The organism is Streptomyces aurantiaciflavus (assembly GCF_049808595.1).
Classification (GTDB): domain Bacteria; phylum Actinomycetota; class Actinomycetes; order Streptomycetales; family Streptomycetaceae; genus Streptomyces.
The window spans coordinates 125,905-145,973 of sequence record NZ_JBNCAQ010000017.1; the positions used below are offsets into that span (position 1 = coordinate 125,905).

At 74.2% G+C, this 20,069-nt stretch carries 14 protein-coding genes; 2 read left to right on the forward strand and 12 right to left on the reverse strand.

The genetic code is table 11. The features are described 5' to 3' along the window. Positions 1–57 precede the first annotated feature (57 nt). Entirely contained in the window at positions 58–1,995 is a 1,938-nt protein-coding gene (locus ACPT94_RS21720) for a DUF2264 domain-containing protein (protein ID WP_425246586.1), read from the forward strand. Here the strand turns inward: ACPT94_RS21720 and cobC are convergent. The 5 genes from cobC to cobM all read right to left on the reverse strand — a co-directional run bounded on the left by cobC (position 1,943) and on the right by cobM (position 8,119). Beyond that, entirely contained in the window at positions 1,943–3,004 is a 1,062-nt protein-coding gene (gene cobC / locus ACPT94_RS21725) for an Rv2231c family histidinol phosphate aminotransferase CobC (RefSeq protein WP_425246587.1), read from the reverse strand. The genes ACPT94_RS21720 and cobC overlap by 53 nt on opposite strands. Next, on the reverse strand, positions 2,994–3,926 hold the full coding sequence (locus ACPT94_RS21730) for a sirohydrochlorin chelatase (RefSeq protein ID WP_425246588.1): 933 nt from the start codon (positions 3,924–3,926) through the stop codon (positions 2,994–2,996). The genes cobC and ACPT94_RS21730 overlap by 11 nt, the downstream gene beginning before the upstream one ends. Positions 3,927–4,356: 430 nt before the next feature. Continuing rightward, entirely contained in the window at positions 4,357–6,054 is a 1,698-nt protein-coding gene (gene cobJ, locus ACPT94_RS21735; RefSeq protein WP_360340039.1) for a precorrin-3B C(17)-methyltransferase, read from the reverse strand. Next, a complete protein-coding gene (cbiE, locus tag ACPT94_RS21740; RefSeq protein WP_425246608.1) occupies positions 6,051–7,295 on the reverse strand; it encodes a precorrin-6y C5,15-methyltransferase (decarboxylating) subunit CbiE in 1,245 nt (414 codons plus the stop codon). The genes cobJ and cbiE overlap by 4 nt, the downstream gene beginning before the upstream one ends. A 5-nt stretch (positions 7,296–7,300) precedes the next feature. Next, positions 7,301–8,119: a precorrin-4 C(11)-methyltransferase gene (gene cobM / locus ACPT94_RS21745; RefSeq protein ID WP_360340036.1), complete on the reverse strand. Its 819-nt coding sequence runs from the start codon at positions 8,117–8,119 to the stop codon at positions 7,301–7,303. Positions 8,120–8,199: 80 nt separating this feature from the next. Here cobM and ACPT94_RS21750 point away from each other — a divergent pair, with 80 nt between their 5' ends. Beyond that, positions 8,200–8,928: a ZIP family metal transporter gene (locus ACPT94_RS21750; RefSeq protein WP_425246589.1), complete on the forward strand. Its 729-nt coding sequence runs from the start codon at positions 8,200–8,202 to the stop codon at positions 8,926–8,928. Positions 8,929–8,939: 11 nt separating this feature from the next. Here the strand turns inward: ACPT94_RS21750 and cobI are convergent, their stop codons facing one another. The 7 genes from cobI to ACPT94_RS21785 form a co-directional block, all read right to left on the reverse strand. Next, positions 8,940–9,689, reverse strand: a complete 750-nt coding sequence (cobI, locus tag ACPT94_RS21755; protein WP_360340030.1) for a precorrin-2 C(20)-methyltransferase — start codon at positions 9,687–9,689, stop codon at positions 8,940–8,942. Then, a complete protein-coding gene (locus ACPT94_RS21760) occupies positions 9,686–11,128 on the reverse strand; it encodes a cobyrinic acid a,c-diamide synthase CobB (protein ID WP_425246590.1) in 1,443 nt (480 codons plus the stop codon). The genes cobI and ACPT94_RS21760 overlap by 4 nt, the downstream gene beginning before the upstream one ends. After that, a complete protein-coding gene (gene cobO / locus ACPT94_RS21765; protein ID WP_360340024.1) occupies positions 11,125–11,724 on the reverse strand; it encodes a cob(I)yrinic acid a,c-diamide adenosyltransferase in 600 nt (199 codons plus the stop codon). The genes ACPT94_RS21760 and cobO overlap by 4 nt, the downstream gene beginning before the upstream one ends. Further along, positions 11,724–13,724, reverse strand: coding sequence for a putative cobaltochelatase (locus ACPT94_RS21770; RefSeq protein ID WP_425246591.1), 2,001 nt, complete (start codon positions 13,722–13,724; stop codon positions 11,724–11,726). The genes cobO and ACPT94_RS21770 overlap by 1 nt, the downstream gene beginning before the upstream one ends. Positions 13,725–13,893: 169 nt before the next feature. Further along, positions 13,894–17,562, reverse strand: coding sequence for a cobaltochelatase subunit CobN (cobN, locus tag ACPT94_RS21775; RefSeq protein WP_360340019.1), 3,669 nt, complete (start codon positions 17,560–17,562; stop codon positions 13,894–13,896). Beyond that, positions 17,559–19,091, reverse strand: coding sequence for a cobyric acid synthase (locus tag ACPT94_RS21780; protein WP_425246592.1), 1,533 nt, complete (start codon positions 19,089–19,091; stop codon positions 17,559–17,561). The genes cobN and ACPT94_RS21780 overlap by 4 nt, the downstream gene beginning before the upstream one ends. Continuing rightward, complete coding sequence (locus tag ACPT94_RS21785) at positions 19,088–20,035, reverse strand: cobalamin biosynthesis protein (protein ID WP_425246593.1); 948 nt, start codon at positions 20,033–20,035, stop codon at positions 19,088–19,090. The genes ACPT94_RS21780 and ACPT94_RS21785 overlap by 4 nt, the downstream gene beginning before the upstream one ends. Positions 20,036–20,069 lie beyond the last annotated feature (34 nt).

Below are 20,069 nucleotides of genomic sequence, written 5' to 3' on the forward strand. Positions count from 1 at the left end.
CGCGCCCCTCGAGGTGCGCTGCCCCCTGACCACAACTCACGGAGGACTCACCCCCGTATGACCGCGCCGCCCTTGACGCACCTCCCCGAGTCCGACTTCCTTCTCTCACCCCTCACCGGCTGGACCCGCGCCCACTGGGAGGCGATCGCCGATCGTCTCCTCGACGGACTGCTGCCGTACGCCTCCCCGGGACTCGCCCAGTACCGGCTGCCCGGTCGGCCCAGCCACTCCGGGCCCTGGTCCGACGGTCTCGAAGGCTTCGCGCGGTCCTTCCTGCTCGCCGCCTTCCGTATCGCCGGCTCGAACGGCCGTGCAGGGCCCGCACTCATCGAGCGGTACGCCGCCGGGCTCGCCGCCGGCACCGACCCGCACGGCGACGAACGCTGGCCGCCCATCACCGACCGGGCCCAGCCGATGGTGGAGGCGGCCTCCGTCGCGATCGGCCTGCACGAGTCCCGGCCGTGGCTCTGGGACCGCCTCGACGACCGGGTGCGCGAACGGGTCGCCGACTGGCTGGGCGGCTTCGTCGGCGCCGACGTCAACGACTCCAACTGGCGGCTCTTCCAGGTCATCACGGAGGAGTTCCTCGCCTCCGTCGGCGCCCCGTACCGTCGCGCCGAGATCGACGCGGGGCTCGCCCGCCTGGACGACTGGTATCGGGGCGGCGGCTGGTACACCGACGGCGACGGCAGGAAGTTCGACTACTACAACGCGTGGGCGCTGCACCTGTATCCGGTGCTGTGGGCACGGATCGCGGGCCCCCGCGCCGATCCCGGCACCGTGCTCCGGCACCGAGCCCGGCTGCGCGAGTTCCTCGCGGTCCACCAGCACTTCTTCGGCGCCGACGGCGCCCCGGTCCACCAGGGCCGCTCCCTCACCTACCGCTTCGCCACCACCGCCCCGCTGTGGGCGGGAGCCCTCGCCGACGCCACGCCGCTGCCGCCGGGCCGTACCCGCCGTCTCGCCTCGGGCGCCCTGAAGCACTTCGCCGAGCGCGGCGTTCCCGACGAGCGCGGCCTGCTCTCCCTCGGCTGGTACCGGCCCTTCCTGCCCGTCACCCAGCGCTACTCCGGGCCCGCCTCCCCCTACTGGGCGAGCAAGGCGTTCCTCGGCCTGCTGCTGCCCGACGACCATCCCGTGTGGACGGCGTGCGAGGAGACCGCGCCCGTGGACACGGACGACGTCCGCCTGGCCCTGCCCGCACCGGGCTGGCTGCTGCACTCCACCGCCGCCGACGGGATCGTCCGGCTCGTCAACCACGGCAGCGACCGGCTGCCGCCCCCGCCCGCGACGTCCGAGGACAGCCCGCACTACGCCCGCCTCGCCTACTCCACCGCCACCGCCCCCGAGACCCCGGAAGCGGCGGCGGGCCCCGACAACCACCTCGCCCTGCTCGCCCCCGACGGCACCCCGTCCCCGCGCGGCCGCATCCACCCCCTCGGCGCCGAGGGCCGCCGGGCCGCCTCCTGGCACCGGGCGCTGGTGCCCGGCGGCACCGGCGAGGGGCACCGCGTCGAGACGGTGAGCGTGGTGCACGGGCCGTGGGAGGTCCGGGTGCACCGGCTCGACGCGCCCCCGGGCACACCGGTGCGGGAGGGCGGCTGGGCCGTCGCCGACGACACCGTGCCGCCGGTGGGGGAGACCGGCCCGGCGCTGGCCGTGGCCCGCCGCGCGGACGGCCTGACCAGCGCGCTCGTCGGCCTGTACGGCTGGGGCGACGCCGAGGGCACGGTCGTACCGGCCCACGGCGCCAACGCCGTCGGACACCACTCGGCGACACCCGTCCTCCAACGCCCCGGCGGCGCACGCCTCTTGGTGACACTCGTGCTCCTCAGCGCCGGCCCGGACGCCCTGCGCACGGACGCGAGTGCGCGGGTCGCCGCCGACGGGACCGTGGAGATCCGCTTCCCGGACGGCACCCTGGAGCGGGTGCCGCCGTCCGTCAGGGACGTGTCAGCGTCATCGCCCGGTCCAGAGCCCGGAGGAACGAGTTGACCGTCCCCCGGTCCCGTACCGCGAGCCGCAGCCACTCCTCGCCCAGCCCCGGGAAGGTGTCCCCGCGCCGCACCGCGAAGCCCAGGTCGCGCAGATGGCGGCGGACGGCGGCGGCCCCGGGCAGCCGTACGAGGACGAAGGGGCCCTCGGCGGGCTCCGCCACCCGGACCCCGGCCGCCGCGAACCGCGCGAGCCCCGCGACCAGATGGGCCCGTTCGGTGGCGACGCGGTGGGCCGCGTGGGCCGCCTCCGCCAGAGCCCGCGGGGACACGCACGCCTCCGCCGCGGCCAGCGCCGGCGTGGACACCGGCCACAGCGGCTGGGCCCGCTCCAGCTCACCGATCGTCTCCGGGGACGCCAGGACGTAGCCGATGCGCAGCCCGGCCAGCCCCCAGGTCTTGGTGAGGCTGCGCAGCACGACGAGGCCGGGCACGTCCGTCCGGCCGGCCAGCGCCTCCCGCTCACCCGGCACGGCGTCCATGAAGGCCTCGTCGACCACCAGCGTCCGCCCGGGACGGGCGAGTCGGGCGATCGCGGCGGCCGGGTGCAGTACCGACGTCGGATTCGTCGGGTTGCCGATCACCACCAGATCGGCGTCCTCGGGAACGGCCGCCGGGTCGAGCCGGAAGCCGTCCTCCTCCCGCAGCAGCACCCGGTCGACGGTGTGCCCGGCGTCCCGCAGCGCCGCCTCCGGCTCCGTGAACTGCGGGTGCACCACGACGGGCCGACGAACCTTCAGAGCACGGGCCAGCAGCACGAACGCCTCCGCCGCCCCCGCCGTCAGCAGCACCCGCTCGGCCGGCAGCCCGTGCCGCGCCGCCACCGCCGCCCGCGCCGCCCGCCCGTCGGGGTAGGCGGCGAGGCCGACCAGGGACGCGGCGATGGTCTCGCGCAGCCAGTCGGGCGGTGTGTCCGCGCGGACGTTCACCGCGAGGTCCACCAGAGCCGCACCGTCGTCCCGCACCTCGGAGTCCCCGTGGTGCCGCAGATCGTGCCCGTCAGTGTGCATGGGAGTGCGTGTGCCCTCCGTGGTGGGGGTGGCCGTGGTGGTGGTGGCCGTCGTCGTCCGGGTGGAAGTGCGGCTGCTGCGGCAGACCCACCTTGTCCTCGAACCCCGGCAGCGCGATCCGGTACACGCACGAGTCGCAGTTCATCCGCAGATCGCCCTTGACGGCCTCCTCGTACCGCTCCATCACCAGGTCCAGCAGCTCCGGCTCCGGCCCGATGACGTCCGCCGACCGCACCTCGACCTCCGGATGCGCGGCCGCCCAGCCCTCGGTCTGCTGCCGCACCCGGTCCGGCAGGATCCCGGTGAACAGGAAGTACGGCAGCACGACGATCCGCCGCGCACCCAGCCGCACGCACCGGTCGAGCCCGCTCGGCACATCGGGCGCCGCCAGCGACACGAACGCCGTCTCCACGCCCGCGTACCCGCGCCCCTCCCACAGCAGCCGGGCCGCCTTGTACACCTCGGCGTTGGCGTCCGGGTCCGTCGAGCCGCGCCCGACCAGCAGCACGGTCACGCCGGCCCGGTCCTGCGGGGTACGGGCGCCGCCGCCCAGCGCCTCGTCCAGCCGCCGCTCCAGCACGCTCAGCAGCGCCGGGTGCGGGCCCAGCGGACGGCCGTAGGTGTACGAGATCCCCGGGTGGCGTTCCTTCTCACGGGCCAGCGCCGCCGGGATGTCCCCCTTGGCGTGCCCGGCGGACACCAGCATCAGAGGAACGGCGGCGAACCGCCGCACGCCCCGCTCCACCAGCTCGGTGACGGCCTCGCCCAGCGGCGGCGGGGACAGCTCGATGAAGCCGCCCGCGACGGGCAGTTCGGGGTGGCGGCGCCCCAACTCCCGTACGAAGTCGCGGAACGCCTCGGCCCCGGCGTCGTCGCGGGTGCCATGGCCGGCGATGAGCAGGGCGGGCGGCGGGGTGGTCACGATGTCTCCTCGGACTGCGAATCGGATGGTGGAACAGGGGGGTACAGCGGGGCGTCGAGCGCGGTGGCGGCGACCGCCGACCCGCCCTTGTCGGACACGTCGCTCACCGCGGGCGGCCCGCTCTCGCGCGAGGCGGCCCTAGGGCGTGTTTCGAAAGTAGCGTCGTCTGCCCGAAGGGCAGGCCCGGCGGCGTCCGGTGCGTGCGATCGCAAGGCGGAGGGTCGCCCCGATACCGGTTGTATCGGGGTGATCCCGACAACGTGGCGAGCGTGCGTGCCAGGCGTCGCCAGGCAGACGGGACTTTCGAAACACGCCCTGGACCCGGCCGCCCCGACGAAGCCGACGGGCGGCCCGAGGACGGGCGCGGGGGCTTGCGGGCGGGTGCGCGACCGCCGGAAGGACCGCGGCTCGACCGGGTGGACCGGGCGGTTCACCGGGCGTCCTCCTGCCAGCGGTAGCCGCGCGGCGTCACCATGCGCCCCGCGACGGTCCGGGTCGCGGTGTTGCCCACGGTCACGACCGTCATCATGTCCACCGACGCCGGGTCGAGCTCCGCGAGGGTCGTCACCCGCGCCGTCCCGTCCGGCCGCGAGGCGTTGCGCACGACACCCACCGGCGTCGACGGCTCCCGGTGCCCGGCGAGGATCGCGAGCGCCTTCGGCAGCTGCCAGTCGCGGCCCCGGCTGCGCGGGTTGTAGAAGGTCACGACGATGTCGGCCTCGGCCGCCGCCCGCACCCGCCGTTCGATGACCTCCCACGGCGTGTGCAGGTCGGACAGGCTGATCGACACATGGTCGTGGCCCAACGGCGCGCCCAGGAGCGCGGCGGCGGCCAGCGCGGCGGTCACCCCCGGCACCCCGACCACGTCGATGTCGTCGGACGCCTCGGCGAGCGCGGGGGAGGCCATGGCGTACACGCCCGCGTCCCCGCTGCCGATCAGCGCGACGGCCCGGCCCTCGCGGGCCTCCGCGACGGCCGTCCGCGCCCGCTCCTCCTCGGCCCCGAGCCCCGACTCCAGGATCCGGGTGCCGGGCCGCAGCAGGTCGCGGACCTGGTCGACGTACTGGTCGAGCCCGACGAGCACCGAGGCACGCTCCAGCTCCGCCCTCGCGCGCGGGGTGAGCAGATCGCGGGCACCCGGCCCGAGCCCGACGACCGCGAGCCGCCCCCGCCCAGGACGCCGTACGACGGCACAGGTCGCCATGGCCGGACGCCCGTCCGCGCGCTCCGACTTCCGCTTCGGCACGAGGAGCTCGCCCCCGCGCACCAGCGCCGCCGCCTCCGCGACGGACGGCGTGCCGACGGCGGCCAGAGGAGCGTCGGAGGGGTTCGGCACCTCGACGGCGGCCAACTCCTCCGCCGTGTACGTCACCAGGGGCACGCCCAGACGCCGGGCCGCTTCGACGACGCCCGGCTCGCCGGCCTTGGCGTCGACGGTCGCCAGCTCGGCGACACTGGCCACCGACAGCCCCGCATCGCGCAGGGCCCCCTCGACCACGTCGAGGACCTCCTCGACCGGAGCGCCCTTGGAGGCGCCCACTCCCACGACCAGGGACGGCGGCCGCAGCAGGACCTCGCCGGCGCCGGGCGCGACCGCCCGGTCCGTCAGCCGCACCGTGTACGCCCCGGTCCCCCCGTCCGCGAACGGCACCGGCGGCAACGGCCAGGCCACCTCCGCGTCGAGCGCGACCGGCTCCCCGTCCAGCAGGGCCCGCGTCACCCCGGCGACGTCACCCTCCACAGGCAGCCCGAGCGTGTCCAGGCCGGGAATCCCGACAGCGTCCGTCGCCGTGGTCACCACCGGCTCGGCTCCCAGCAACCCGCCCACCTCACGGGCGAGTTCATTGGCGCCGCCCCCGTGCCCGCCGACCAGCGAGACCGCGAACCGCCCGGCCTCGTCGACGCACACGACGCCCGGGTCGGACGCCTTGTCACCCAACAGCGGGGCGACGAGCCGTACGACGGCCCCCGTCGCCAGGAAGCACACGAGCTGCTCGCACTCCGCGAACGCCCGCCGTACGGCGTCCCCGACCGGGCCGTCGTACACGCGCGTGCGGTCCGGCCACGCCGCGGCCAGCCGGTCGCGCGCCGCCGCCCCCGCCGCGGTGGCGGAAATGAGGCCGATCACTGGGAAACTCCTTCTTCAGTACGTACTGGAGACCTGACGCCCCACAGCAGGAAAACCGGATTGGTCGCCGCGAGCCGGGTCACGTCGCCCGGCAGCGGCGCCAGCCGCGAGGACTGCAACAGCACCCCGTCGACATCGAACCCGGCGCCGACGAGCGCGGCGCGCGCCGCCGGCACCCGGTCCAGCGCGGCCATGGCGACGACCACGGTCCGCCGGGCCCGCCGCGCGCACACCCCGACGATGTCGGCGAGCTCCCGCCCGCCGCCCCCGACGAACACGGCGTCGGGATCGTCGAGTGAGCCCAGGGCGTCCGGCGCCTCCCCGTGCACCACATGCACGTCGACGCCGTGCGCGGCGGCGTTGGCCCGGATCCGCCCGACACCGTCCCCGTCCTTCTCGACCGCGCTGACGGCGGCCCCCAGCCGCGCGCACTCCACGGCCACGGACCCCGACCCGGAGCCGACGTCCCACACCAGGTCGCCGGCCCGTGGGCCGAGCCGGGCCAGCGCCAGCGCCCGCACCTCGAACTTGGTGATCATCGAGTCGCGGTGGGCGAAGCCACCCTCCTCCAGCGCCCAGCCGGCGGGACGCGCGTCGGCTCCGGCCAGCGTGCGCACGGGACCGAGCGCCCGGGTCTCGTCCAGGCACAGCACGACACTCACCGCCGTGCCCCAGTCACGGCCGGCGGCCTCCGCCGGGCTGACCCGCTCCACACGCTCGCGCCCCGGATCACCCAGCGCCGACGCGACGACGAGCACCCGTCCGGGCACGGTCCGGGCGAGGGCGGCGCCCAGCTCGGCGGGCCCGGCGCCGGGCCCGGTCAGCACGGCGACCTTGGGATGCGCCCGGCACACATGGACGGCCGTCCGCGGATCCCGCCCGTGCGCGCTGACGACGACGGCGTCGTCCCAGGTCAGTCCGAGCCGGGCGAAGGCGGCGGCGACGGACGACACCCCCGGCCGGACATCGAGCCGCGGCGAGCCGAACCGTTCGGCCAGCGCCCGCACGATCCCGAAGAACCCCGGATCCCCGGACGCCAGCACGACCACCCGCCGCTCCTCGGCGACGTACTTCTCGATGGTGTCGAGCGCGGGCGCCAGCGGCCCGAGCACGATCCGTTCGGCACCCGGGGGCAGCGCCACGGCGTCCAGGTGCCGCCGCCCGCCCACGACGAGCTCCGCTGCCGCCACCACGTCCGGCGGAACTGGCGCACCCGTCCCCGTACCGACGACGGTGATCACACGGCTCACGTACTCGCACCCCGCTCACGCAGGGCCCTGCGGGCCTCCGGGTCGGCCTTGCGGTAGCCGTGGAAGTGGCCCGGGTGGTACAGGTGCGAGCGGGTGCCGTGCGCGTCGAGGGCCGGGCCGACCAGGAACAGCGTGTGCTTCCACAGCTTGTGCTCCTTGACGGTCTCCTCCAGCGTGCCGACCGTGCACCGCACGACCAGCTCCTCCGGCCAGGTCGCCTGGTGGGCGATGACGACCGGGGTGGCGGTCGGATAGCCGCCCTCCAGCAGCTCCCGGACGAGCTGCCCGCTGCGGGCCGCCGACAGGAAGATCGCCATGGTCGTGCCGTGCCGGGCGAACTCCCGCACCTCCTCCCCGGGCGGCATCGGCGTCTTGCCGCCGCCGAGCCGGGTGAGGATCACGGACTGCGCCACCTCGGGAATCGTCAGCTCCCGCTGAGCGAGCGCGGCGACGGCGGAGAAGGAGGAGACCCCCGGCACGATCTCGGTGGGGATCCCGATCCCGGCACACCGGTCGAGCTGCTCCTGCGTACCGCCCCACAGCGCGGGGTCGCCGGAGTGGATCCGGGCGACACGGAGTCCCTCGTCCCGGGCCCGCTCGTACACGGCGACGACGTCCTCCAGGGACATGGTCGCCGAGTCGAGGATCTCCGCGCCCTCACGGGCGTGCTCGAGGACCTCCGCCTGGACCAGGCTCGCGGCCCAGATCACGACATCGGCCTCGGCGATGGCGCGCGCGGCACGGAACGTCAGCAGGTCGGCGGCGCCGGGGCCGGCACCGACGAAGGTCACCTTGCCGGTGGGGGCGTCGGCCATGGGTTCGGGTCCTCTCATGACGGGATGGGGTGCGGGAGCCGGATGTGCGCGACCGGGGCTCGATCCGCTACGAAGGGCACATGGCGGTGTTCGTCGCGCTCGGCGCGTTCCTGATGACGTTGGCCGGCGGCTGGGCGGCGCAGCGCGTGACCGACCGCCGCCACCTGGTGCTGGGCCTCGCCGGCGGCCTGATGCTGGGCGTGGTCGGCCTGGACCTGCTGCCGGAGGCACTGGAGGCGGCCGGCCGAAACGTCTTCGGCGTCCCGGCAGCGCTCCTTCTCTTCGTCGCGGGCTTCCTGACGGCCCACCTGGTGGAACGCCTGCTCGCACACCGACAGGCCGCGCACGGCGCCGAGGAACACGCCGGCCGCACCCCCGAGGTGGGCCTGACGGCTGCCGCGGCGATGGTCGGCCACAGCGCCATGGACGGCGTGGCGATCGGCGCGGCCTTCCAGGTCGGCGGCGGCATGGGCACGGCCGTGGCCCTGGCCGTCATCGCCCACGACTTCGCGGACGGCTTCAACACGTACACGATCACCAGCGTGTACGGGAACGCCCGCCGCAGAGCCCTGACCATGCTGTTCGCGGACGCCGTGGCCCCGGTCGCCAGCGCCGCCTCGACCGCGTTCGTGACGATCCCCGAACCGCTGCTCGGCGCCTACCTCGGCTTCTTCGGCGGCGCGCTGCTGTATCTCGCGGCGGCCGAGATCCTCCCCGAGGCCCACCACGCGCACCCCGCCCGCTCGACCCTGCTGTGCACGGTCGCGGGTGTGGGTTTCATCTGGCTGGTGGTGGGCCTCGCGGCGTGAGGCGGAGGCTCTCACAGCTTGCCGCCCCGCCCGCCGTCACGCCGGGCGGGCGCGATGAGCGTGGACAGGTAGGGGAGGGGCTCACCGTCGAGTTCGCCGGCGGGCCGAACGGACTCCTCCGGCAGCCCCAGCGCCGACCCCCACACGGCGCCCCCGATCCGCCCGGTCTCCCGCAGGGCCTCGGCGACCTCGGCGGCCTGCCGCCCGAACTTGTAGGCGACGACGGTCCCCGGCCCGGCCAGCGCGTCCTTCAGCACGGCGGAACCGGCGGTCACGGGCACCAGCGTCAACGGCTCGGTCCCCTCCGTCAGCACGGCACCCGACCGCGCCGCCAGATCCTGCATGGCGGTGATCCCGGGCACGGTCTCGACGACCACACCCGGCACCAGCTCCACGATGGTCTGGGCGAGGTAGGTGAACGTGGAGTACACGTTGGGATCACCGATCGTGGCGAAGGCGACGGCCCGGTACCGCCCGAGCAACTCGGCGACACGCTCCCCGGCGGAGTCCCAGGCGGCCTCACGCCGGCCCCGGTCGCTCCGCTCGTTCAACGCGAACACGACCCGGACGACCTTGTCCTCGGGCACGTAGTGCAGCACGGTGGCCTCGGCGCGCCCCCGCTCCCCGCCGTCCTTTCCATCGGGCGCGGCCATGACGGGCACGACGACCACATCGGCCGCGCGCAGCGCGTTGACGCCCTTGACGGTCACCAGCTCCGGATCCCCGGGGCCCACCCCGACTCCGATCAGCCTGCTGCTCATGACGTCCGGCACCTCTCCACGAACCGACGGGCCACACCGGGCTCGGCCGCCCAGTGCGTGTGCAGATAACTCGCGTGCACACCTCGCTGTACAAAACCTTCGACACGTCGCCGAGGGCCACGCAGACCCCAGGCGGGAGCCGCCCCGGCTCCCGGCTCCACGACGGTCCGGTGAAACTCGTGCCCCCGCATCCGCGTCCCGGCCGCCGCCAGAACGCTGTCACCGACGGCCACGGCGTCCCGATACCCGAGGGTGAGCCGCTCCGACATCCGCGCGCCGGCGTCGAGCACCCCGCACATGGGCTGCCCGTCGAGCTCCCGGCACAGATACAGCAGCCCGGCGCATTCCGCGGCGACGGGCGCCCCACCGAGGGCGAGCTCGGCCACCGCCTTGCGGAGGGGCTCGTTGGCGGACAACTCGGCGGCGTACACCTCGGGGAAACCGCCACCGATGACCAACCCGCGTGTCCCGTCGGGCAGTCCCTCGTCACGCAGAGGGTCGAAGCGGACGACCTCGGCGCCGGCGGCGGCGAGCAGCTCCGCGTGCTCGGCGTAGGAGAAGGTGAAGGCGGGGCCACCGGCGACAGCGACAACCAGCCCGTTCAGGGCCGAAGCGGGGGTCTGGGGGCTGCGGGCCCCAGGGTCGGGAACGGGAAGGGGCGGCGGGGGCGCTGCATCCATCAGGGGCTCCGCCGCGGGGCCCAGGACCTCAGCCGCATCCCAGGCCGCACAGGACAACGCACCAGCACTCCGCGCCAGCGAGACCAACGCTTCCAGATCGCACCCGTCGGAGACCTGCGCGGCCATGGCCGCAACGGCTTCCACGGCCGCGGAATGCCGCTCCGCGACCGGCACCAGCCCCAGATGCCGCGACGGCGTGTCCACCTGCGGGGCCCGCCGCAAGGCGCCGAGCACCGGCACCCCGGCCGAGTCCAACGCCTCCCGCAGCAACTCCTCGTGCCGCTCCGACGCGACCTTGTTCAGGATCACGCCCCCGACCCGCACCTGCGGATCCCAGGACGCGAACCCGTGCACCAACGCCGCCACCGACCGCGACTGCGACGAAGCGTCCACGACAAGAACCACCGGCGCCCGCAACAGCTTGGCGACGTGCGCGGTGGACGCCAGCTCGCCCTCGCCGGCGGCCCCGTCGTACATCCCCATGACGCCCTCGACGACGGCGATGTCACACCCCCGGGACCCGTGCAGGAACAACGGAGCGACCAACTCCGGCCCGCACAGATACGCGTCGAGGTTCCGCCCCACCCGCCCGCTCGCGAGCGCGTGATACCCGGGATCGATGTAGTCGGGCCCCACCTTGTGCGGAGACACGGCGAGCCCCCGCGCGGCGAACGCGGCCATCAACCCCGTGGCGACGGTGGTCTTGCCGCTGCCCGAGGAAGGCGCGGCGACGACCAGCCGAGGGACGGAAGCAGTCACCACTCGATGCCCCTCTGCCCCTTCTGCCCCACGTCCATCGGATGCTTGACCTTGGACATGTCGGTGACGAGGTCGGCGAAGTCGACGAGCTTCGCGGGCGCGTTGCGCCCGGTGATCACGACATGCTGGGTACCCGGCCGGTCGCGCAGCACGTCGACGACCTCGTCGGTGTCGACCCACCCCCAGTGCATCGGGTACGCGAACTCGTCGAGCACGTACAGCCGGTACGTCTCGGCGGCGAGATCCCGCTTGACCTGCTCCCAGCCCTCGCGGGCCTTCTCCTCGTTGTCCATCTGGGAGTCCCGCTGCACCCAGGACCACCCCTCGCCCATCTTGTGCCAGGCGACGGTCCCGCCCTCACCGGAGTCCCCGAGCACCCGCAGCGCCCGCTCCTCGCCGACCTTCCACTTCGCCGACTTGACGAACTGGAACACCCCGATGGGCCACCCCTGGTTCCAGGCGCGCAGAGCGAGCCCGAAGGCGGCGGTGGACTTGCCCTTCCCTACCCCCGTGTGCACGACGACGAGCGGCCGATTACGCCGCTGACGCGTCGTCAGTCCGTCGTCCGGCACGACACTCGGCTGTCCCTGAGGCATTACGCGGCCCTCCTGTTACTGCCCTGAACGTCCTTGACCAGCCCCGCGATGGAGTCCGCCCGCAACTCGTCCAACGTCACGGCGGCACCCCCCAGCTCACCCGCGAGCTGCCCGGCCAGCCCCAACCGCACGGGCCCCGACTCGCAGTCCACGACCACCGACGCGACCCCCTCGGCCGCGAACAGCCGGGCGGCCCGCCCCGCGAGCGCGACCGGCTCCGGGCCCCCGGTGGCCCGCCCGTCCGTCACGACGACGACCAGCGCCCGCCGAGCGGGATCCCGCAACCGCTCGACCCGCAGCACGTCATGCGCCTTGAGGAGCCCGGCGGCCAGCGGAGTGCGCCCCCCGGTGGGCAGCGACTCCAGCCGAACGGCGGCCGCGTCCACGGACGACGTGGGCGGCAACGCCACCTCGGCACCCGCGCCCCGGAACGTCACCAGCCCCACCTTGTCCCGCCGCTGATACGCGTCCAGCAACAGCGACAGCACAGCCCCCTTCACGGCACTCATCCGCTGCCGCGCCGCCATCGACCCCGAGGCGTCGACGACGAACAGCACCAGATTCCCCTCGCGCCCTTCCCTGGTCGCCTGCCGCAGATCGTCCCGCCGCACCACGAGCCCGGGCCCGGAACGCCCCCGGGCCCGCTGGTGCGGCGCCGCCGCCTGCACGGTCGCCGCGAGGTGCAGCTTGGTCAGGGCGCCCTGCGGCCGCCGAGCCCCCGTCGTCCGCCCGTGCTCGGTCCGCGCCCGCGAACGCCGCCCGGCGGCACCCTCGCCGATCCCGGGCACGCTCAGCACCTTCGTACGGAACGGCTCGGAGGCCCGTACGGCGGACTGCTCGCCGGCGCCGGAGGGCTGCGGCGCGCCGCCCTCCCCAGCCTCGGGACGGGCACCGGCGTCGCCGCCCTCCGGACCGCCCCCGTCGGACTGCGGCGGCTGCCCACCGCCCCCACCGCCGGGCCCGTCCGGGTCGGGATCCTCGTCGCCGTCACCGGAGAACTCCTCCAGCGTCTCGTCGAGCTTGTCCTCGTCGAGACCCGGCGCGTCGAAGGGGTTGCGCCGCCGCCGATGCGGCAACGCCAGCAGCGCGGCCTGCCGCACGTCCTCGGCGAGCACGTCGGTCCGCCCGGCCCACGCGGCCAGCGCCGTCGCCGTCCGCGCCATCACGATGTCGGCCCGCATGCCGTCCACCTCGAACGCGGCACAGGTCGCCGCGATCTGCCGCAACGCCCCGTCGCCCAGCCGCACGGACGGCAACAGCTCCCGCGCCGCCACGATCCGCGCCCGTACGGCGGCCTCCTCGTCGGCCCACCGCGCGGCGAAGCCGGCCGGGTCGTCGTCGTGGGCGAGGCGTCGCCGGACGACCTCCACCCGCTGGTCGGGCTCCCGCGAGGCCGCGACCTCGACGGTCAGCCCGAACCGGTCGAGGAGCTGCGGCCGCAGCTCGCCCTCCTCGGGGTTCATGGTCCCGACGAGCAGGAACCGCGCGGCATGCCGCACGGAGACGCCCTCCCGCTCCACGTACGACGCGCCCATCGCCGCCGCGTCCAGCAGCAGGTCGACCAGGTGGTCGTGGAGCAGGTTGACCTCGTCGACGTACAGGATCCCGCGGTGCGCGTCGGCGAGCAGCCCGGGCTCGAACGCCTTCACGCCCTCGGCGAGCGCCCGCTCGATGTCGAGCGCGCCGACGAGCCGGTCCTCCGACGCCCCGACGGGCAGCTCGACCATGCGGGCGGGCCGGCGCACCCCGGCGCCCGCCTCGTGCGGCCCGTCCGGGCACCCCGGGTCCGGCGCGCCCGGATCGCACGAGAAACGGCACCCGGCGACGACGTCGACCTGCGGCAGCAGCGCCGAGAGCGCCCGCACCGCCGTCGACTTGGCGGTGCCCTTCTCACCGCGCACCAGCACCCCGCCGACCGCCGGCGACACGGCGTTCAGCAGCAGCGCGAGCCGCAGGTCGTCCTGGCCGACGACGGCCGTGAACGGAAAGGGGGTACTCACGCGGCGATCACTCCTTCGGGTGCTTCTTGCGAGAGCAGTAGGCGCGGCGACGGCTCATGCGTCAGGGTCAAGGCTCGCTCCCCGCTGCAGCGGGGGTGATCCGAAGTCGAACCCGTGGGCACTGCGCGGGATGACTTGCTCCCCGCTGACGCGGGGGTGTCGAGGGGCGTCACGCGTCTCCCTCCAGATCTCCCTCAAGTTCGAGGTAGGTCGCCCGGAGCCGGTCCAGCGTCTCCTGGTCCGGCTCCGCCCACAGACCGCGGTCCGCCGCTTCCAGCAGACGCTCGGTGATGCCCCGCAGGGCCCAGGGGTTGGACTTCTTCATGAAGTCCCGGTTCTCCGCGTCGAAGACGTACTCCGCGCTGAGCTTCTCGTACATCCAGTCGTCCACGACCCCGGCCGTGGCGTCGTAGCCGAAGAGGTAGTCGACGGTCGCCGCCATCTCGAAGGCGCCCTTGTAGCCGTGCCGGCGCATGGCCGCCATCCAGCGCGGGTTGACGACCCGGGCGCGGAAGACCCGGTGCGTCTCCTCGCCCAGCGTCCGCGTCCTGACCTGATCGGGTACGGCCGAATCACCCACGTACGCCTCGGGGTTGGCCCCCGTCAGGTGCCGCACCATGGCGACCATGCCGCCGTGGTACTGGAAGTAGTCGTCGGCGTCGACGAGGTCGTGCTCGCGCGTGTCGACGTTCTTCGCGGCGACGGCGATCCGCTTGAACGCCGTCTCCATGTCCCCGCGCGCCGCCCGCCCGTCGAGCCCGCGCCCGTAGGCGTAACCGCCCCACACCGCGTACACCTCGGCGAGGTCCGCGTCCGACCGCCAGTTCCGTGCGTCGATCAGCGGCAGCAGACCGGCGCCGTACGCCCCCGGCTTCGACCCGAAGACACGAGCCGTGGCCCGCCGTCGGTCACCGTGCGCGGCGGCGTCCTCCTCCACATGCGCCCGGACGAAGTTGGACTCGGCCGGCTCGTCCAGCTCGGCCACCGCCCGCACCGCGTCGTCGATCAACCCGACGACGTGCGGGAACGCGTCCCGGAAGAAGCCGGAGATCCGGACCGTGACGTCGATGCGCGGCCGGCCCAGCTCCTCCAGGGGGACCACCTCGAACCCGGTCACCCGGCGCGAGGCGTCGTCCCACACCGGGCGGCAGCCCAGCAGCGCGAGGATCTCGGCGATGTCGTCGCCCTGCGTACGCATCGCGGACGTCCCCCACACCGTGAGGCCGACGGACTTCGGGTACTCGCCGGTGTCCTGCAGATACCGCTGGACGAGCGAGTCGGCGAGCGACTGCCCGACCTCCCAGCTCAGCCTGGACGGAATCGCCTTGGGGTCGACGGAGTAGAAGTTGCGGCCGGTCGGCAGGACGTTGACGAGCCCGCGCGTCGGCGAACCGGACGGACCCGCGGGGACGTATCCGCCGTCGAGGGCCTTCAGGATGTGGCCGATCTCGTCGGTGGTCCGGGCCAGCCGCGGCACGACCTCGGCGCAGGCGAACTCCAGGACGCCCACGGCGGCGGGGAGTTCGACGCCCAGGACCTCGCGGACGAGCGCGGCGCTCTCCGCGACCGCCCAGTCCCGCGCCTCCATCCCCTCCGCGATCCGCCGGCACAACTGCTCCAGCAGGTCGATCGCGTCGGCGGCCGTGCGCGACGGCCCCTCCACCAGGTCCGTCAGCTCCACCGGCAGCTTCACCGGAGCCCCCGGCTCGGCCAGCAACTCCTTCTCCACGAGCCCGAAGTGCTCCGCCAGGGACGCCCTGAGACCCGGCAGCGCGTTCGCCTGCCCACCCCACACCTGCGACGCGCGCAGCACGGCGAGCACCAGGTTCACCCGTGCCTCACCGACCGGCCCGCCGCCCAGGATGTGCAGCCCGTCCCGGATCTGCACGTCCTTGATCTCGCACAGATAGCCGTCGATGTGCATGACGAACTCGTCGAACTCGTCGTCGTCCGGCTGCTCGTCGACATGCAGGTCGTGGTGGAGCTCGGCCGCCTTGACCAGCGTCCAGATCTGGGCCCGCACGGCGGGCGCCTTCGTCGGGTCCAGGTCGGAGACGAGCGCGTACTCGTCGAGCAGCTGCTCCAGCTTGGCCAGGTCGCCGTAGGTGTCGGCCCGTGCCATCGGCGGTACGAGGTGGTCGACGACGGTGGCGTGCCCGCGCCGCTTGGCCTGGGTGCCCTCACCGGGGTCGTTGACGATGAACGGGTAGATCAGCGGCAGGTCGCCCAGGACGGCGTCCGGAGCGCAGCCCCCGCTGAGCCCCAGCCCCTTGCCCGGCAGCCACTCCATCGTGCCGTGCTTGCCCATGTGCACGATCGCGTCGGCGCCGAAGCCCCCCTCCGATGTCGCAGCCTCCAGCCACCGGTAGGCCGCCATGTAGTGGTGCGACGGCGGCATGTCGGGGTCGTGGTAGATCGCGATCGGGTTCTCGCCGAAGCCGCGCGGCGGCTGGATCATGACGACGACGTTCCCGAACCCGAGGGAGGCGAGGACGATGTCGTCCCCGTCCACGTACAGGTTGCCCGGCGGCTCACCCCACGCCTCGACCATGGCGTCCCTGAGCTCCGGGTCGAGCTTGTCGAACCAGGCCCGGTAGTCGGCGAGCGGCACCCGGGCGGGAGCGGCGGCGAGCTGCTCCTCCGTCAGCCACTCCACGTCGTGCCCGCCGGCCTCGATGAGCCGGTGGATCAACTCGTCGCCGTTGTCGGGGTATTCGGTGACGCCGTATCCGGCCTGCTTGAGCGCGTCCAGCACCCGCACCGCCGACGCCGGCGTGTCCAGGCCGACCGCGTTGCCGACGCGCGAGTGCTTGGTCGGGTAGGCGGTGAACACGAGCGCGAGCTTCTTCTCCGCGTTCGGCTTGTGCTTCAACCGCGCGTGCCGTACGGCGATCCCGGCGACCCGGGCGGCCCGCTCGGGGTCGGCGACGTACACGGGCACGTCGTCCGGGCCCTGCTCCTTGAAGGAGAAGGGGACCGTGATCAGCCGCCCGTCGAACTCCGGGATCGCGACCTGCATCGCCGCGTCCATGGGGGAGAGGGCGGCGTCGGACTCGTCCCAGGCGGCCCGCGAGGACGTCAGGCAGAGCCCCTGCAGCACCGGCACGTCGAGGTCGGCGAGCGCCCCGATGTCCCAGGCCTCCTCGTCGCCGCCCGCCGATGCCTGCGAGGCATGCGTGCCGCCGGCCGCGAGAACGGTGGCGACCAGGGCGTCGGTCCGGCCGAGGATCTCGTACAGCCCCGCCTCCGCCCCGCGCAGCGAACCGCAGTACACGGGAAGGGCGTTGGCCCCCTGCGCCTCGATCGCGTCGCACAGCGTGTCCACGAAGGCGGTGTTGCCGCTCAGCTCATGGGCCCGGTAGAAGAGCACGCCGACGGTCGGCCGTCCCTCGACGAGGTCACGCTCCCCGTGCACCCCGTACTCGGGCATCTTCCGCGGCTCGACGAAGCCCTCGCCGGTCAGCAGCACGGTGTCGGAGAGGAACCGCGCCAGCTCGGTCAGGTTGCCCGGCCCGCCCTCGACGAGGTACTTGAGCGCCTCCGCGACGACACCGGCCGGCACGGACGACTCGGCCATCAACTCCGCGTCGGGCACCGCCTCACCGCCCAGCAGCACCGTCGGCACACCGGACGCCTTGAGCGCGGCGAGCCCGTCCTCCCAGGCTCGCTTGCCGCCCAGCAGCCGTACGACGGCGATGTCGGCGCCCTCGACGAGACCGGGCAGCTCCTCCGCGACGTCCACCCGGGTCGGGTTGCCGATCCGGTAGGAGGCGCCGGAGGCGGCCCGAGCCGCCAGCAGATCCGTGTCGGCGGTCGACAACAACAACACTGTGCTCATGCGGGCGCTCCCGGTGGAATGAAAGGCAGTCCTTGCGGCGCGCCCGACTCGATGAGCCGCCAGAGCGCGTCCGTGTCCGCGTGCTGTTCGATCAGATCGCCGAGCCGGTCGAGCTGCTCCTCGCGCAGCGCGGCGAACGAGGTGTCGGCGGCCGGCACGAACCGGCGGCCCGCGGCGGCCGCCACCTCGCGCAGGAAGGCGCGCCGGAAACCGTCCGACTCCAGCGAACCGTGCCAGTGCGTGCCCCAGACGGCACCGACCCGGCAGCCGTCCAGGCTGTGTCCTTGGTCATCGGAGATGAATGTGTCCCCGCCGGTGACGTCGGCGACCCCGTGATGGATCTCGTACCCCTCGACGTGCTCGCCGAGGGCTTCCCCCACGGGCCGGGTGAGGGTCTTCTCGCGCGCGAACCGCACGCGGACGGGGAGGACTCCGAGCCCTTCGACATGACCCCGCCGGCTCTCGACCTCGTCCTCGATGTGCTCGCCGAGGATCTGGAAGCCGCCGCAGACGCCCAGGACGGGCCGGTCCTCGGACGCCCTGCGCCTCAAGGCTTGTGCGAGCCCCCGCTCGTGCAGCCACTCCAGCGCCCGTACGGTCCCCCGGGTCCCCGGAACCACCACGAGGTCGGCGTCGGCCAGTTCCTCCGGCCGGTCCACGAACCGCACCACGACGCCGGGTTCGGCGGCGAGCGCGTCCACGTCGGTGAAGTTGGACATGAGCGGGATCGCGCAGACGGCGACGCGCAGCACGTCCTCGCCGACCGGCGGGGCGACCACCGATTCCCGGACGGTGCCCCGCAGGGAAACCCGCAGCCCGTCCTCCTCGTCGATCCCGAGCCCGTGCCGGAACGGCAGCACGCCGTACGTCCGCCGCCCGGTGAGCCCGTGCAGCATGTCGAGCCCCGGCTCCAGCAGCGAGACGTCACCCCGGAACTTGTTGACGAGGAATCCGGCGACCAGTTCCTGGTCCTCGGGGGAGAGCAGGGCCACGGTCCCGAAGAACGAGGCGAAGACCCCGCCCCGGTCGATGTCGCCGACGACGAGCACGGGGAGCCGGGCGTTCCGGGCGATCCCCATGTTCACGATGTCGGTCCGCCGGAGATTGATCTCGGCGGGAGAACCGGCGCCCTCACAGATCACCGCGTCATACGTGCCCCGCAACTCGGCGAGACAGTCCAGCACGGTCCCGAGCAGCTTCTGCTGCCGCCCGCCGTGATAGCCCCGGGCGCTCAGCTCGCCCACGGGCTTCCCGAGCAGCACCACCTGACTGCTCTGCTCGCCACCCGGCTTCAGCAGCACGGGGTTCATCAGCGCGGTGGGCTCCACCCGGCAGGCCTGCGCCTGCATGGCCTGGGCCCGCCCGATCTCGGCCCCTTCGCGGGTGACGAACGAGTTCAGGGACATGTTCTGCGCCTTGAACGGCGCGACCTTGACCCCCTGCCGCACCAGCCACCGGCAGATCCCGGCCGTCACGACGCTCTTGCCGGCGTCGGAGGTGGTGCCGGCGACGAGGAGACCCCCGCTCATGACGTACGCCCCTTCTTCGCGACGAGGCGCGCGGCGACGGTGACGCCGAGCGCGAGCAGGCCGACACGGCGGGAGAGCCGCGCGGCGCGTTCGATGTCGTGGGGGACGACGGGCCGCCCCGCCGCCCCGTTGAGCACGGGCCGGTGCTCGACCCGGCCGCCGTAGGAGAGCGTCCCGCCCAGCCGCACACCGAGCGCGCCCGCGAAGGAGGCCTCCACGGGCCCGGCGTTGGGACTGGGATGCTTGCGCGCATCGTCCCGCCACGCCCGTACGGCCCCCCGCGGATCGTCCCCGGCGACGGCGGCGAGTACGGCGGTCAGCCGCGCCCCCGGCCATCCGGCGACGTCGTCGAGCCGCGCGGAGGCCCACCCGTACCGCAGATGTCTCGGTGACCGGTGCCCGACCATGGCGTCGAGGGTGTTGACGGCCCGGAACCCCAGCAGCCCCGGCACGCCGGCGAGTCCGCCCCACACGAGCGCCCCGACCACCGCGTCGGAGGTGTTCTCGGCGACGGACTCGACCACGGCACGGGCGATCCCGTCGGCGTCCAGGGCCTGTGGGTCCCGCCCGCACAGGTGCGGCAGCCGTGCCCGTGCGGCCTCGACGTCCCCGGCCTCGAGGGCCCGACCGATGGCCCGGGCCTCCCGCACGAGGGAGGTGCCGCCGACGACGGCCCAGGTGGAGGCGGCGGTGAGGGCGACGGAGGCGGCGGGGGAGCGTCGTACGGCACGCGAGGCGACGGCCCCGAGCGCGACGGCGCCCCCGGCGCACACGGCGGTGTGCAGCGCGCCCCACCCGCGGTGGTCCCGCCACAGCACCCGTTCCACGCCGGCCGCGGCCCGTCCGAACAGGGCGACCGGATGCCCTCGGCGCGGATCGCCGAGAAGCAGGTCCCCCAGGAGGCCGACGGCGGCGCCGTACGCGTGAACGCGATCGGCACCCATCGGCTCAGCCGACCGTGGAGTCGGGCAACGACCG